This is a genomic window from Kitasatospora sp. NPDC024654, from assembly GCF_055559155.1.
This window is the reverse complement of the sequence record NZ_JBVHLF010000043.1, coordinates 55754-69838: the sequence shown is the minus strand read 5'-3', so window position 1 is coordinate 69838 and position 14085 is coordinate 55754. Positions and strand designations below refer to the sequence as shown.

13 protein-coding genes are annotated in these 14085 nt (G+C 71.2%); 3 read left to right on the top strand and 10 right to left on the bottom strand.

The genetic code is table 11. From position 1 onward, the window contains the following. Positions 1-111 precede the first annotated feature (111 nt). The 5 genes from prcA to arc all read right to left on the bottom strand — a co-directional run bounded on the left by prcA (position 112) and on the right by arc (position 5985). Complete coding sequence (gene prcA, locus ACZ38L_RS24095) at positions 112-882, bottom strand: proteasome subunit alpha (RefSeq protein ID WP_465696936.1); 771 nt, start codon at positions 880-882, stop codon at positions 112-114. Between the two features lie 52 nt (positions 883-934). Beyond that, complete coding sequence (prcB, locus tag ACZ38L_RS24090) at positions 935-1777, bottom strand: proteasome subunit beta (protein WP_465696934.1); 843 nt, start codon at positions 1775-1777, stop codon at positions 935-937. A gap of 281 nt (positions 1778-2058) precedes the next feature. Next, positions 2059-2277 (bottom strand): ubiquitin-like protein Pup, encoded by a 219-nt coding sequence (locus ACZ38L_RS24085; RefSeq protein WP_465696932.1) that lies wholly within the window; start codon positions 2275-2277, stop codon positions 2059-2061. Positions 2278-2493: 216 nt separating this feature from the next. Beyond that, positions 2494-4005, bottom strand: coding sequence for a depupylase/deamidase Dop (gene dop, locus ACZ38L_RS24080; RefSeq protein ID WP_396564948.1), 1512 nt, complete (start codon positions 4003-4005; stop codon positions 2494-2496). Between the two features lie 213 nt (positions 4006-4218). Beyond that, complete coding sequence (arc, locus tag ACZ38L_RS24075) at positions 4219-5985, bottom strand: proteasome ATPase (RefSeq protein WP_465696930.1); 1767 nt, start codon at positions 5983-5985, stop codon at positions 4219-4221. A 253-nt stretch (positions 5986-6238) separates the two neighbouring features. Here arc and ACZ38L_RS24070 point away from each other — a divergent pair, with 253 nt between their 5' ends. Next, positions 6239-6541, top strand: coding sequence for a ferredoxin (locus tag ACZ38L_RS24070; protein WP_396564944.1), 303 nt, complete (start codon positions 6239-6241; stop codon positions 6539-6541). A 28-nt stretch (positions 6542-6569) separates the two neighbouring features. On the opposite strand, the gene ACZ38L_RS24065 is transcribed toward ACZ38L_RS24070, so the two are convergent. The 3 genes from ACZ38L_RS24065 to ACZ38L_RS24055 form a co-directional block, all read right to left on the bottom strand. Then, the gene (locus tag ACZ38L_RS24065) at positions 6570-7160 is read right to left on the bottom strand and encodes a hypothetical protein (protein WP_465696927.1); all 591 of its coding nucleotides are present in this window, start codon (positions 7158-7160) and stop codon (positions 6570-6572) included. A gap of 148 nt (positions 7161-7308) precedes the next feature. Then, positions 7309-8265: a tRNA (adenine-N1)-methyltransferase gene (locus tag ACZ38L_RS24060; RefSeq protein ID WP_465696925.1), complete on the bottom strand. Its 957-nt coding sequence runs from the start codon at positions 8263-8265 to the stop codon at positions 7309-7311. Between the two features lie 49 nt (positions 8266-8314). Then, positions 8315-9520 carry a site-2 protease family protein gene (locus tag ACZ38L_RS24055; RefSeq protein WP_465696923.1) on the bottom strand — a complete coding sequence of 402 codons (1206 nt, stop codon included), beginning with the start codon at positions 9518-9520 and terminating at the stop codon, positions 8315-8317. A gap of 205 nt (positions 9521-9725) precedes the next feature. On the opposite strand from ACZ38L_RS24055, the gene ACZ38L_RS24050 reads away from it, so the two are divergent. After that, complete coding sequence (locus ACZ38L_RS24050) at positions 9726-10640, top strand: RecB family exonuclease (RefSeq protein WP_465696921.1); 915 nt, start codon at positions 9726-9728, stop codon at positions 10638-10640. Further along, a complete protein-coding gene (locus tag ACZ38L_RS24045) occupies positions 10641-11312 on the top strand; it encodes a response regulator (protein ID WP_396564934.1) in 672 nt (223 codons plus the stop codon). A 63-nt stretch (positions 11313-11375) separates the two neighbouring features. On the opposite strand, the gene ACZ38L_RS24040 is transcribed toward ACZ38L_RS24045, so the two are convergent. Beyond that, complete coding sequence (locus tag ACZ38L_RS24040; protein WP_465696919.1) at positions 11376-12989, bottom strand: ABC transporter substrate-binding protein; 1614 nt, start codon at positions 12987-12989, stop codon at positions 11376-11378. A 263-nt stretch (positions 12990-13252) separates the two neighbouring features. After that, positions 13253-13957: an HAD family hydrolase gene (locus ACZ38L_RS24035; RefSeq protein ID WP_465696917.1), complete on the bottom strand. Its 705-nt coding sequence runs from the start codon at positions 13955-13957 to the stop codon at positions 13253-13255. Positions 13958-14085: the final 128 nt, after the last annotated feature.

The window sequence follows — 14085 nt, the reverse complement described above, 5'->3', positions numbered from 1 at the left end:
CCCCCCCCCCCCCCCCCCCCCCCCCCCCCCCCCCCCCCCCCCCCCCCCCCCCCCCCCCCCCCCCCCCCCCCCCCCCCCCCCCCCCCCCCCCGCTGGCCGTACGGCCGGGGACTACGCCTCCGGGGCGGCCGGGCCGGTCCCGTCGGCCGGGGTGTCGGCCTCGTCCACCGCGGCCGACTCGTCGCCGCTCAGCAGCCGGCTGAGCTGGCCGCCCAGGATCCGCTTGAACTTGCGCTGCTGGAGCCGGCCGCGGTCCAGCACCGCGACCTCCAGCTGCTCCGGGGTGAGCGCCCGCGGCGTGCCACCGTTGGGGTCCCGGGCGAGCGAGTCCACGGCCAGCCGGAGCGCCTCGGCCAGGCTCATCCCGGACCGGTGCCGCTGGCCCAGGTAGTTGCCGATCGAGTCGGCGTTGCCGCCGACCACGACCGAGTTCTTCTCGTCCACCACGGAACCGTCCGGGGTGAGCCGGTAGATCTGGTCGTCCTCCGCGGTGCGGCCCACCTCGGCGACGATCAGCTCGACCTCGTACGGCTTCTCGCCGACCGAGGAGAAGATGGTGCCCAGCGTCTGGGCGTAGACGTTGGCCAGCCCACGGGCCGTCACATCGGCCCGGTCGTAGGAGTAGCCGCGCAGATCGGCGTAGCGCACGCCGCCGATCCGCAGGTTCTCGAACTCGTTGTAGCGGCCGACCGCCGCGAAGGCGATCTTGTCGTAGATCTCCGAGACCTTGTGCAGCGCCCGGGAGGTGTTCTCGGCGACGAAGACGATGCCGTCGGCGTAGGTGAGCACGACCACGCTGCGGCCGCGCGCGATGCCCTTGCGGGCGTACTCCGCGCGGTCCGCCATGGCCTGCTGAGGCGAGACGTAGAACGGTGTGGACACCGGCGGTCGTCCCCTTCTGTCAGGTGGGTGAGTGGGTGGGGGCCCTGGCGGACTAGAGCAGGGGGGCCTGCGGCCCGTTGGGGTGGGTGAGTCGCCGGTCCGTGATCGAGACCGCGATCCGCGCCACCTCGTCGTCGGACAGCCTGCGGAAGCCGTCCTCGGTGATCAGCGAGACGATCGGGAAGATCCGCCGGGCGAGGTCCGGACCGCCGGTCGCCGAGTCGTCGTCGGCCGCGTCGTAGAGCGCCTGGACCACCAGGGTGGCGGCCTCGTCGCCGGTCAGGTCCTCCCGGTAGAGCTTCTTCAGCGAGCCGCGGGCGAAGAGCGAGCCGGAGCCGATGGCCGCGAAGCCCCGCTCCTCGGACCGGCCGCCCGTGACGTCGTAGGTGAAGATCCGGCCGCGGCCGAGGTCGAGGTCGTAGCCGGCGAAGATCGGCACCACGGCCAGGCCCTGCATCGCCATGCCAAGGTTGCCCCGGATCATGGTGGTCAGCCGGTTGGCCTTGCCCTCCAGGGAGAGCACGGTCCCCTCGATCTTCTCGTAGTGCTCCAGCTCGAGTTGGAAGAGCCGGACCATCTCCACCGCGAGCCCGGCGGTGCCGGCGATGCCGACCGCGCTGTACTCGTCGGTGGGGAAGACCTTCTCGATGTCGCGCTGGGCGATCACGTTGCCCATGGTGGCCCGCCGGTCACCGGCGATCACCACCCCGCCGTCGAACACCGCCGAGACGATGGTGGTCCCGTGCGGCGCCTCGACGCTCAGCCCCTCGGGGAGCGTCCGCCGACCGGGCAGCAGTTCGGGCGAGTGGTCCGCCAGGAACTCGATGAACGAGGAGGACCCGGGGGTCAGGAAGGCAGCCGGTAGACGCCCGGTGCCGCGAGTGTTGGCTTCCACACGATTCCTTCCAGATGAGTCGGCGGCCCGCCGAAGTGCCTCGGGCCGGTCCCTCGGCCTTTCCCGGTGCCGCACTGCGGGCGAAGCGGAGGACGCCACGGACCCTACCCGTTTCCCGGCCGTGATCCACATGCTCGGCCCACCCGGCCCGACGACGCACCGCTCGGCGTCGCCACAGACCGCGCCGCAGGCGCGACCAGGCGCCTGCAGCGCGGGAAGAGTGCTCGGCAATGCTTTTCCGCATTTCGGGCGATGTGCCCGGAATGCGATTCCTGGGCGCCTTACTGTCCACCCTTCTGGACAAATCCGCGTACGAAGTCCTCGGCGTTGGACTCGAGGACTTCGTCGATTTCGTCCAGTACCGCGTCAACGTCGTCGCTCAGCTTTTCCTGGCGTTCCTTGAGCTCCTCGGACTGCTGCGCCTCCGCTACCTGTTCCTCGGTCTCCTCCGAGGAGCGGTTCGCCCGCTGCTGGCCGCCGCCGGTGTCCTTGGTCGCCATGTCCCTCACCCCGCTCGCATTCGTCTGGCACGGTTGGTCGGAGCCTGTTGCTCAGACCCTATACACCGGGTGGCGACAAGCGCTGCCCGTTTGCGTGGTGTCTGCGGCTCACGCCACGGGCACCGGGTCGGACGGTCCGCCCCACTCTCTTCAACGCCGGAACGTCACCTGGATGATTCCCCTCCACCGGGTCGTTCACCCGTGGTGTGTGATCGCTCACCCGCCGGAGAGGACCCGGACCAGGTCCTCCGCGGTGCGGCAGCGGTCCAGCAGTTCCTTGACGTGGTTGCGGGTGCCGCGCAGCGGCTCCAGGGTGGGCACCCGTTGCAGCGAGTCACGACCGGGCAGGTCGAAGATCACCGAGTCCCAGGAGGCCGCCGCGACGTGCTCGGCGTACTGCTCCAGGCAGCGCCCGCGGAAGTAGGCACGGGTGTCCTCCGGCGGCTGATGGACCGCCCGGGCGACCTCGTCCTCGGTCACCAGCCGGTCGAACCGGCCACGCGCGACCAACCGGTTGTAGAGGCCCTTCTCCGCCCGCACGTCGCTGTACTGCAGGTCGACCAGGTGCAGCCGCGGGTTGTCCCAGTCCAGCCCGTCCCGCTGCCGGTAGCCCTCCAGCAGCTCCCGCTTGGCGATCCAGTCGAGCTGCCGGGACAGGCTCATCGGGTCACGCTCGAGCCGGCCGAGCACGTCCTCCCAGCGGGCGAGCACGTCCTTGGTCTGCTCGTCGGCGTCGTGGCCGTAGCGGTCCTCGACGTACTTGCGGGCCAGCTCGCAGTACTCCATCTGGAGCTGCACGGCGGTCAGCTTGCGACCGCTGCGCAGCGCGATCAGCTGGCGCAGCTCGGGGTCGTGGGAGATCCGGTGCAGGGTCCGGACCGGCTGGTCGACGGCGAGGTCGACCGCGATGAACCCCTCCTCGATCATCGCCAGCACCAGCGAGGTGGTGCCGAGCTTGAGGTAGGTGGAGATCTCGGAGAGGTTGGCGTCGCCGATGATCACGTGCAGCCGGCGGTACTTCTCGGCGTCGGCGTGCGGCTCGTCCCGGGTGTTGATGATCGGCCGCTTGAGCGTGGTCTCCAGGCCGACCTCGACCTCGAAGTAGTCGGCCCGCTGGCTGATCTGGAAGCCGTTGGCGGAGCCGTCCTGCCCGATGCCCACCCGCCCGGAGCCGGTGACCACCTGGCGGGAGACGAAGAAGGGCGTGAGGTGGCGGACGATGTCGGCGAACGGGGTGGCCCGCTGCATCAGGTAGTTCTCGTGGGTACCGTAGGAGGCGCCCTTGTTGTCGGTGTTGTTCTTGTACAGGTGGATCTGCTGCCCGTTGGGCAGCTCCAGCGCCCGGGCGGCGGCCTCGGCCATGATCCGCTCGCCGGCCTTGTCCCAGAGCACCGCGTCGCGCGGGTTGGTGACCTCGGGCGAGCTGTACTCGGGGTGGGCGTGGTCCACGTAGAACCGGGCGCCGTTGGTCAGGATGATGTTGGCGAGGCCGATGTCCTCGTCGGTGAGCTGGCTGGCGTCCGCCACCTCGCGGGCGAGGTCGAAACCCCGGGCGTCCCGCAGCGGGTTCTCCTCCTCGAAGTCCCAGCGGGCGCGACGCGCCCGGTGCATCGCCGCCGCGTAGGCGTTGACGATCTGGGACGAGGTGAGCATGGCGTTGGCGTTGGGGTGCCCGGGCACGGAGATCCCGTACTCGGTCTCGATGCCCATCACGCGCCTTACGGTCATGCGGCCCTCCTTGCCCGTCGCCCCGCCCCGAGCGGGCGGGGCACCGACGTGACTGCTGTGGCGCCGCGGCTGACGGACCGTCGGGTCCGCGGGGCGGCGGGTCGGACGTGGTGCGCTGCGCCGCGGCCGGGGCAGTGGGCCGGCGGCGCAGACGCGCCGTCCGGCCGCGGAGCCCGGGGGGCCGCGGCCGGACGGGGTGGCGGTGCGGGACGACTACAGGTACTGACCGGTGTTGGCCACCGTGTCGATGGAGCGGCCGGACTCGGCGCCCTGCTTCCCGGTGACCAGGGTGCGGATGAAGACGATCCGCTCGCCCTTCTTGCCGGAGATCCGGGCCCAGTCGTCCGGGTTGGTGGTGTTGGGGAGGTCCTCGTTCTCCTTGAACTCGTCGACGCAGGCGGCGAGCAGGTGGGAGACGCGCAGACCGCGCTGACCGTGGTCCAGGAAGTCCTTGATGGCCATCTTCTTGGCCCGGTCGACGATGTTCTGGATCATGGCGCCGGAGTTGAAGTCCTTGAAGTAGAGGACTTCCTTGTCACCGTTGGCGTAGGTGACCTCCAGGAAACGGTTCTCCTCGCTCTCGGAGTACATCCGCTCGACCACGGACTGGATCATGGCGGCGACGGTCGCCTCCAGCGAACCGTCGTGCTCCTTGAGGTCGTCCGGGTGGAAGGGGAGCGAGGGCTTGAGGTACTTGGAGAAGATGTCCTTGGCGGCCTCGGCGTCCGGGCGTTCGATCTTGATCTTGACGTCCAGCCGGCCGGGACGCAGGATCGCCGGGTCGATCATGTCCTCGCGGTTCGAGGCGCCGATCACGATGACGTTCTCCAGGCCCTCCACGCCGTCGATCTCGGCGAGCAGCTGGGGAACGATGGTGTTCTCGACGTCCGAGCTGACGCCGGAACCACGGGTGCGGAAGAGCGACTCCATCTCGTCGAAGAAGACGATGACCGGAGTGCCCTCGCCGGCCTTCTCGCGCGCCCGCTGGAAGACCAGCCGGATCTGCCGCTCGGTCTCGCCGACGTACTTGTTGAGCAGCTCGGGGCCCTTGATGTTGAGGAAGTAGCTCTTGCCCTGCGGGCGGCCGGTGACCTCGGCGACCTTCTTGGCGAGCGAGTTGGCGACCGCCTTGGCGATCAGCGTCTTGCCGCAGCCGGGCGGGCCGTAGAGCAGGACGCCCTTGGGCGGGCGCAGCTCGTACTCACGGAACAGCTCGGCGTGCAGGTAGGGCAGCTCGACCGCGTCGCGGATCTGCTCGATCTGGTTGGAGAGGCCGCCGATCTGGCGGTAGTCGATGTCCGGGACCTCTTCGAGGACCAGTTCCTCGACCTCGGCCTTGGGCACGACCTCGTAGACGTAGCCGGAACGGGTCTCCAGGAGCAGGGCGTCGCCGGCGCGCAGCGTGACGTCGCGGAGCGGTTCGGCGAGTCGGACCACCCGCTCCTCGTCGGTGTGCCCGATGACCAGGGCACGCTCGCCGTCCTCCAGGACTTCCTTGAGGGTGACGATGTCGCCGAGGCTCTCGAACTCGAAGGCGTCGACGATGTTGAGGGCCTCGTTGAGCAGCACTTCCTGACCGCGGCGGAGCTCGTCCAGCTCGATGCTGGGGCTGACGTTGACCCGCAGCTTGCGACCACCGGTGAAGATGTCGGCCGTACCGTCCTCGTTCTGACTGAGGAAGGTACCGAACCCGGCGGGGGGCTGGGCCAGCCGGTCCACCTCCTCCTTGAGGGCCACGATCTGGTCGCGGGCCTCGCGCAGGGTGGAGGCGAGCCGTTCGTTCTGGGCGGTGACTCCGGCCAGGTTGGTCTGGAGCTCGACGATGCGGTCTTCGAGGACTCTCGAAGAGCGCGGGGACTCGGCGAGCTTGCGGCGCAGGACGGCGATCTCCTGCTCGAGGTACGAGACCTGTGCGGCCTCGTCGGAACCACGAGCGGGCTTGCCGGCACTGCGGTTGTAGTCGTCATCGTGGGCTGCCACGGTCCTCACCTCCTCCTGGGGAGCGGGATGCTTCCAGACCCTACCTGGACCAGGGGCCGTGTAAACCCCTAGATCAAGAAAGACGGAAGGGGTGTGTCCGATCTTCACCCGTGTGTGCTTCCCCTCGGCAGGGAGATACCCACCGCGCACGCTCGGAAAGCGGGCGGATGTAGGGTCGAGCAAGTCAATACCCGATCGTGACCGTTCCTCCTGGACGGATCGTCGGACAAGCGGACAGAAACGGCAGGAGCAGATGTCAGTGACCAGCGAGGCGGCCTCCGGTGAGCCGCTCGAGGTGTGGATCGATCAGGACCTGTGCACGGGCGACGGCATTTGCGTCCAGTACGCGCCTGAGGTCTTCGAGCTGGACATCGACGGGCTGGCCTATGTCAAGGGCGAGGACGACGAGTTGCGGCAGCAGCCGGGCGAGACCGCGCCGGTCCCGCTGACACTGCTTCAGGACGTGGTGGACTCCGCGAAGGAGTGCCCGGGCGACTGCATCCACGTGCGCCGGGTGCGCGACGGGGTCGAGGTGTACGGGCCGGACGCCGACTGATCCGCGCGCGCCGGTCGCTGGTGCCCCGTCAGGCCGTGGCCGACGGGGCACTGCTCTGGGTGCGGACGTACGATCCGCCCCGACGCGTCCAGTTGAGGGTGACGGTGAGGTCGGGGCAGCAGCGCGGGACGTCGGGGGTGGAGTAGCCCTGGGCGGTGGCGGTGATGCTGCCGTCACCGCGCAGCGCGAGCCGGGTCACCGTGAAGCCCTCCTGCCAGCGGACCAGGGTCTGCCGGATCCGGGGCGGGCCACCGGGGCCGGGGGTGAGCAGGAAGACGCCGTCGGGGGCGGTGCCGCCGGCGGTGTCGCAGTGGGCGGCGACCAGGGTGCTGGGGACGCCGTCGCCGAGGTCGGCGGGGACGCTGATGCTGGTCTTGACCGGGAGCGGGCCGCAGTCGAGCGGGAGCTGGGCCTTGGCGGGGTCGGGGGCCTCGGCGGTGGGGACCGGCCGGGGGGTGCCGGGTGCGGCGGTGGTCGTCACGCCGACGGCCGGGCTCGCGGCCAGGGCAGCGCCGGTCACCGCGGACACGGCGGCGGCGACGGCGACCCAGTGCCGGGCGCGGGTGCGGGTGTGCGCGGGGGCCTGCGCCGGTGTCCGGTCTGCCACTGCGTCTGCCAAGGGGTGCCCTCCACCGGCAGGTCTGGGTGTGAGGCAGCATCGTCGCACATCAGGGGTGATCGGCCGGTCACCGGGGGCGCGCTCGGGAGCGGCGGACGAGAACGCCCGGGGACGGTGCCGGGTGGGCACCATCCCCGGGCGTTCGGGGTCAGTCCTGCTCGATGACGGGGGTCACCTCGCGGGCGGCCGCCCGGGCGGCGGCGCGCTCGGCCAGCGTGGGCTCGGCGGCCCCGCTGTCGTAGTCCTCGCCGTAGGCGCCCTTGGCGGGGCGGCGGCGGCGCAGCGGCGGCTCGACCCCGTCGGCGAGCCGGCGGGAGGTGAGCAGGAAGCCGGTGTGGCCGATCATCCGGTGGTCCGGGCGGACGGCCAGGCCCTCGACGTGCCAGGTGCGGACCATGGTCTCCCAGGCCTGCGGCTCGGTGAAGGTGCCGTGCTCGCGCAGGGCCTCGACGGTGCGCGACAGCTGGGTGGTGGTGGCCACGTAGCAGCAGATCAGACCGCCGGGGACGAGGGCCTTGGCGGCCACGTCCAGGCACTCCCAGGGGGCGAGCATGTCGAGGATGATCCGGTCGACCTCGGTCTCCACCAGGTTGTCCTGGAGGTCACCGACGGTGAGCTTCCAGGCCGGGTGGGGTGCGCCGAAGTAGCGCTCGACGTTCTTCCGGGCGATGTCGGCGAAGTCCTGGCGGCGCTCGTAGGAGGCCAGCATGCCGGTGTCGCCGACGGCGCGCAGCAGGTAGGTGCTGAGGGCACCGGAGCCGACGCCGGCCTCGACCACCCGGGCGCCGGCGAAGATGTCGGCCATGGCCAGGATCTGCCCCGCGTCCTTGGGGTAGATGACGGCCGCACCGCGCGGCATGGACAGGACGTAGTCGGGGAGCAGGGGGCGCAGCGCGAGATACGGCACGTTCCCCGTGGTGCGCACGACCGTACCCTCGGGGGCGCCGATCAGCTCGTCGTGCGGGAACGCACCCTTGTGGGTGTGGAAGTTCTTCCCGGCTTCGAGCGTGAACGTGTAGTGGCGGCCCTTGGGGTCGGTCAGCTGGACCTGGTCCCCGACCGTGAATGGCCCCCGCCTGCGGGTGGCACCGGTCGGTTCGGACATGCGGACAATCCTAAGGGCTTCTCGGGCCGCCCCGGACCACGTGGGCCGGTCAGCGGCCGGCGACGGCGGCGGCGAGGCGGCGCTCGACGTCGCTGACGGCGAGCACGCCGTAGACCGTGCCGTCCGGCTCGACGACCAGGTACTCGCTGGCCGGGGTGGCCCGCAGTGCGGCCAGCAGCCGTTCGCCGGCGAGGTCGGCGGGCAGCCGCAACCCCGGCTCGATGGCACGGGCGAGCGCGGCGGCGGCCACCCAGGGGCGGCGCTGTTCGGGGATCTGGAGGACGGCGGCCTCCTTGACCAGGGCGGTCGGTTGACCGCCGCCGTCGACCAGGACGACGCCGCCGGCCTGAGCCTCGCGGGCCTGCCGGAGCGCCTCGGCGAGCGGGGTGTCCGAGGCGACGGTGACGGCGCGCCTGGTGAGGGTGCGCAGGTTGAGCGCGGGCAGCACCTCCTTGAGCCGGGCGTTGCGGACGGCGGCGCCGGCACCGTTCCAGATGATCACGGCGAGGATCGCGGCGAGCACCGAGTCGAGCAGGGCGTCACCGTTGGACTGGCCACCGGCCCGGGCGGTGCCGATCGCCGGGAGGCCGAAGAGCACGGCCAGCGCGAGCACCCGGCCGGCCCAGGCGGCGGCGACCGTGCCGGCCATCGGGCGGCCGGTCAGGCCCCAGACCAGTGCGCGCAGCATCCGTCCGCCGTCCAGCGGCAGGCCGGGGAGCAGGTTGAAGGCGGCCACCACCAGGTTGGAGATCGCCAGGCCGGCGATCAGCACGCCGGGGACGGTGCCGGCCCGGACCAGCTGGAGCGCGCCCCAGCAGAGGCCGCCGAGGGCCAACGAGAGCAGCGGGCCGACGAAAGCGAGCCAGAACTCCCGACCGGGGGTCCCGGCCTCCCGCTCGATCTCCGAGACACCGCCGAAGAACTGCAGCTGGATCCGGCGCACGCCGAGCCTGTAGCGGAGCGCGACCAGGGTGTGGGCGAGTTCGTGGACCAGCACCGAGCCGTAGAACGCGATCGCGAAGAAGAGCGCGACCAGGTAGCGGGCGAAGCCGAGGCCGGGCAGCACCGTACGGAGTTCGCTGCCGAAGAGCCAGGTGATCAGGGCGGCGATGACGAACCAGGTGGGGGTGATGTAGATCGGCACGCCGAAGGGCCGACCCATCAGGATGGCACCGCCCGGGCGCTCGGGCCCGGTCGGCCGCTGGTCCTGCTGGGGTGGCTGCTCGGAGGTCTGCTGCCCCGTGGTGTCGCTCACCGTGACCCCTTCAGGTCGTCTTCCCCGCCGCTCCCCGGCCGGTTCGGGCGGGGGTTGGCTGCCCACGCTACGTGATCTCGTCCGACGTCGGCTGGACGGCCCTGATACCGAGTGTCCTACCCCGGATACGGCACCGGCCACCAAGGGATCCCTGATGTGAGTGCCCTGACAGCCGGATGACAGCCCGACCCCATAGGGTCGACGCATGCAGCAGACCGAGACCGCCCGCCGCGCGGTGCCGCCGACCGGGCTCTCCCCCTCCCGCGCCGGGGACTTCCTGACCTGCCCGTTGCTCTACCGGCTGCGGGTGATCGACAAGCTGCCGGAGCCGCCGAGCCCGGCGGCCACCCGGGGCACCGTGGTGCACGCGGTGCTGGAACGGCTCTTCGACCATCCGGCGCCCGAGCGGACCGTGGACCGGGCCCGTGAGCTGCTGCGTCCGCAGTGGGAGCGGCTGCTGGGCGAGCGGCCGGAGCTGGCCGAGCTGTTCCCGGAGGATCCCGACGGCACCGCGCTGGGTCGGTGGCTGGCGGACGCCGAGAAGCTGCTGGCCCAGTGGTTCCGGCTGGAGGACCCGACCCGGCTGGAGCCGGCCGAGCGCGAGCTGTACGTGGAGACGGTGCTGGACTCGGGTCTGCACCTGCGCGGGTACATCGACCGGGTGGACGTGGCGCCGACCGGAGAGGTGCGGCTGGTGGACTACAAGACCGGCCGGGCGCCGTCGCGGGACTTCGAGGCCAAGGCGATGTTCCAGATGAAGTTCTACGCCCTGGTGGTGTGGCGCTGGAAGGGCGTGATCCCCAAGCGGCTGCAGCTGGTGTACTTGGGCGGGGGCGGCGACGTGGTGAGCTACGACCCGGACGAGGCCGATCTGCGGTCGATGGAGCGCAAGCTGCTGGCGCTCTGGGAGGCGATCTGTCGGGCGGTGGCGACCGGGGAGTTCCCGGCAACCCGCAACCGGCTCTGCGATTGGTGCGACCATCAGCAGAGCTGTCCGGAGTTCGGCGGGACGCCCCCGCCGTACCCGCTGCCGCTGGCGGTGCTGCCGGCGGCGCGCACGACCGAGGAGCCCCCGGGCCGCCAGGGGTCAGACGTGAATCAGATGAGCAAGGAGTCCTAGGTGACGATCCGTGTGCTGCTGGTCGACGACCAGCCGCTGCTGCGCACCGGCTTCCGGATGATCCTGGAGGCCGAGACCGACCTGGTGGTGGTGGGCGAGGCCGGGGACGGCCAGCAGGCGCTGGAGCAGGTGCGGGCGCTGCAGCCGGACGTGGTGCTGATGGACATCCGGATGCCCCGGATGGACGGGGTCGAGGCCACCCGGCGAATCGTCGGGCCGGGGCGGGACGGGCCGGTCAAGGTGCTCGTGCTGACCACCTTCGACCTGGACGAGTACGTGGTGGAGGCGCTCCGCGCGGGAGCCAGCGGGTTCCTGCTGAAGGACGTGCCGGCCGAGGAGCTGGTGCAGGCGATCCGGGTGGTGGCGGACGGCGCCGCGATGCTGGCGCCCTCGATCACCAGACGACTGCTGGACATGTACGCCACCCGGCTGCCCTCGGGCGACGAGGCGCCCTCGCCGGCGCTGACCGCGCTGACCGAGCGGGAGATGGAGGTGCTCCGGCTGGTCGCCAAGGGGCTGTCCAACGCGGAGATCGCGGCCGAGCTGTTCGTCAGCGAGACCACGGTGAAGACCCACGTCGGGCACGTGCTGACCAAGCTGGGGCTGCGCGACCGGGTGCAGGCGGCGGTCTACGCCTACGAGAGCGGGCTGGTGCGTCCCGGGACGCTGTGAGCCGAACGCGGAGGGGCCGGCCGGGGAGGGTTCCCCGGCCGGCCCCTCCGCGTGGGCGGCGGACTACTGCCGGCCGATCCCGGCGAACCGGTAGACGCCGGTGGAGTCCACGGTCTGCTCGACGCCGGTGATGTTGTTGCGCGAGACGAAGTACGACTTGTCCTGGAACAGCGGCAGCATCGGCACGTCGTTCGCCAGGATGGTCTGGATGCTGGCGAAGGTGCTGGCGGCGGCGGTGCGGTCGGCCTGCTTCTGCGAGACCGGCACCAGCTGCTGGCTGATCTGCGGGTTGTCGTAGCCGTTGTGGAAGCTGCCGCCGCCGACCACCAGCGGGACCACGAAGTCCTCGGCGTCCGGGTAGTCGATGCTCCAGCCGACCAGGAAGGACTGGTAGGCGCCGTTCGTGTAGCCCTGCTGGTAGGCGGACGGGTCCGACTGCGTGGTGATGTTCACCTGGAACAGGCCGTCGGCCTCCAGCTCCGACTTCATCTGCGCGGTCAGCGCCTGGCCGACCGGGCCGCCCTGGTAGGCGATGTCGAGCTTGACCGGAAGCGGGACCTTGGCCGCAGTGAGGATGGCCTTGGCCTTGCTCACGCTCGGGTCGCCGTACTTGTCGAAGAAGGCCGTGGTGTGGCCGCCGATGCCCTGCGGGATGATCGAGTACAGCGGCTCGACGGTGTTCGCGTAGACGTCCTTGGCGATCGCCTCACGGTCGATCAGCTGGGCGACGGCCTGGCGGACCGCGGTCTGGCCGGTGGTCTCGTCCTTGGTGTTGAAGACCAGGTAGCTGGCGTCGGAGGCGGCGCCCTGGGTGACCTTGTAGTTGCCGACGCCGGACTGCGAGTCGGTCTGCAGCTGGGCCGAGACGCTCGGGTCGAGGCTGTTGTCGGTGAGGTCGATCGCGCCGCTGTCCAGCGCGGACTTCACCTCGCTCGCGGTCTTGTAGAAGCGCAGCGTGAACTTGGAGTTCGCCAGCTTCTGGCTGCCCTGGTAGTGGGTGTTCGGGGTGAGCACGACCTGGCTCGGCGTCTTGCCGTCGGACATGTCCTGGATCGATTCGATCTTGTAGGGACCGGAGCCGATCAGCTGGTTGTTGGGCAGTTCCTTGTTGGCCGGGAAGACGGTGTGGTCGACGATCGAACCGGCCGCGGTGGCCAGCTCGTCGGGCAGCACGGCGTCCGGCTGGGTCAGGTGGAAGACCACGGTGCTGTCGCCCTGGGCCTCGACCGACTGGATGGTGCTGAAGAGCGCCGACGGACCGTTGGGGTCGTTGATCTGCTTCACCCGGTTGATCGAGAAGACCACGTCCTGCGCGGTCAGCGGGTGGCCGTTGGAGAAGGTCAGGCCCGAGCGCAGGGTGCACTGGTAGGTCATCGAGTCGTTGCTGGCGAACGAGCAGGACTGGGCGGCCTCCGGCTGCGGGGAGGTGGCGCCGACCGGGAAGCTCAGCAGCGACTGGAAGGTGTTCTCCAGGATCATCCAGGAGCCGGTGTCGTACGCGCCCGCCGGATCGAGGGTGCTGGTGGTGCTGATGGTGCCCATCGTGATGGCGCTGCTCGTGCTGCCACCGGAGACCGCGTTCTGGACCGAGCCGCAGCCCGAGACCGTGGCGGCGACCAGAGCGGCGCAGCCCAGCGCGGCCATGCGGCCGGGCGCGCGTCGTATGCCTGAAGTCATGCGTTCCTTCTCCGTGCAGGCCGGCCGTGGGGTGCCGGTGGCAGCCGGACGGCCTCCGGGTCGGGGGCGCGTGCGGGCGGCTGCGTGGGCGTGTCGGGATAGACGCGAGCAGCCTGCCATATCAAAGTCACAGCTCTGCCACCAGATCCTGGCCGGGATGCGCCGCCTGGGCGGGGGAACAGATGAGTTGTCAGGCAATGCCCGATTTCTCCCGCTTCGGCGGACCCTGACGGGGCATCACGAGCCGGCCGGTGAGACGAGCATCACACCCGCGCCGCGACCACCGAACGCAGCAGGTCGAGATCCAGCTCCGCGAGCGAGCTGAGCAGGGTCCGCCCGGGTCCCGGCTCGATCGGCGCCACCGAGGGCACCGCGATCACCGGGCAGCCGGCCGCCTCGCCGGCCAGCACGCCCAGCGGGGCGTCCTCGATCACCACGCAGCGGCCGGGCTCGGCGCCGAACCGGGCCACCGCGGCCAGGTACGGGTCCGGGTGCGGCTTGGTGCGGGCCACCTCGTCGCCGGCCACCGAGAAGGCGAACGGGTGGTCGCCGAGGTTGCGCAGCACCAGGTCGATGATCCGCCGGTGCGAGGCGGAGACCAGGGCGGTCGGGATGGCGTGCTCGCGCAGCAGACCCAGCAGCTCGGCGGCGCCGGGCATCAGCGGCGCGCCGCCGTCCAGCAGCTCGACGAAGCGGGCGTTGATCCGGCCGCTCAGCTCGGCGGGGCTGAGCTCGACGCCGGTCTCGGCGATCAGGTAGTCCACCACCCGGGTCATCGGGCCGCCGACCACGTGCCGGCGGTGCGACTCGTCCAGCTGGTGGCCGAGCTCGGCGAGGAGCGAGGCCTCGGCCTGCCACCAGAAGTCCTCGGTGTCGACCAGGGTGCCGTCCATGTCCAGCAGCACCGCCTGCAGCCCGTGGTCCCCCGTCACCGTCAGGGCCGGGGTGGTGGTGTCGATGCTGGTCATGGGCACGTCCCTTCGAGTCGCCGCCGTGCCGCCCGCCGCCGGGGGGGGAGGGGGGGGGGGGGGGCGGGGGGGGGGGGGGGGGGGGGGGGGGGGGGGGGGAGGGGAGGGGGGGGGGGGGAGAGGAGGAG

Coding starts and splice junctions, on each gene's coding strand:
- dop (WP_396564948.1), bottom strand. CDS start 4,005: ATGACCGTAAGGCGCGTGATGGGCATCGAGACCGAGTACGGGATCTCC.
- ACZ38L_RS24035 (WP_465696917.1), bottom strand. CDS start 13,957: ATGACCAGCATCGACACCACCACCCCGGCCCTGACGGTGACGGGGGAC.
- ACZ38L_RS24050 (WP_465696921.1), top strand. CDS start 9,726: ATGCAGCAGACCGAGACCGCCCGCCGCGCGGTGCCGCCGACCGGGCTC.
- ACZ38L_RS24070 (WP_396564944.1), top strand. CDS start 6,239: ATGTCAGTGACCAGCGAGGCGGCCTCCGGTGAGCCGCTCGAGGTGTGG.
- ACZ38L_RS24085 (WP_465696932.1), bottom strand. CDS start 2,277: ATGGCGACCAAGGACACCGGCGGCGGCCAGCAGCGGGCGAACCGCTCC.
- ACZ38L_RS24060 (WP_465696925.1), bottom strand. CDS start 8,265: ATGTCCGAACCGACCGGTGCCACCCGCAGGCGGGGGCCATTCACGGTC.
- ACZ38L_RS24040 (WP_465696919.1), bottom strand. CDS start 12,989: ATGACTTCAGGCATACGACGCGCGCCCGGCCGCATGGCCGCGCTGGGC.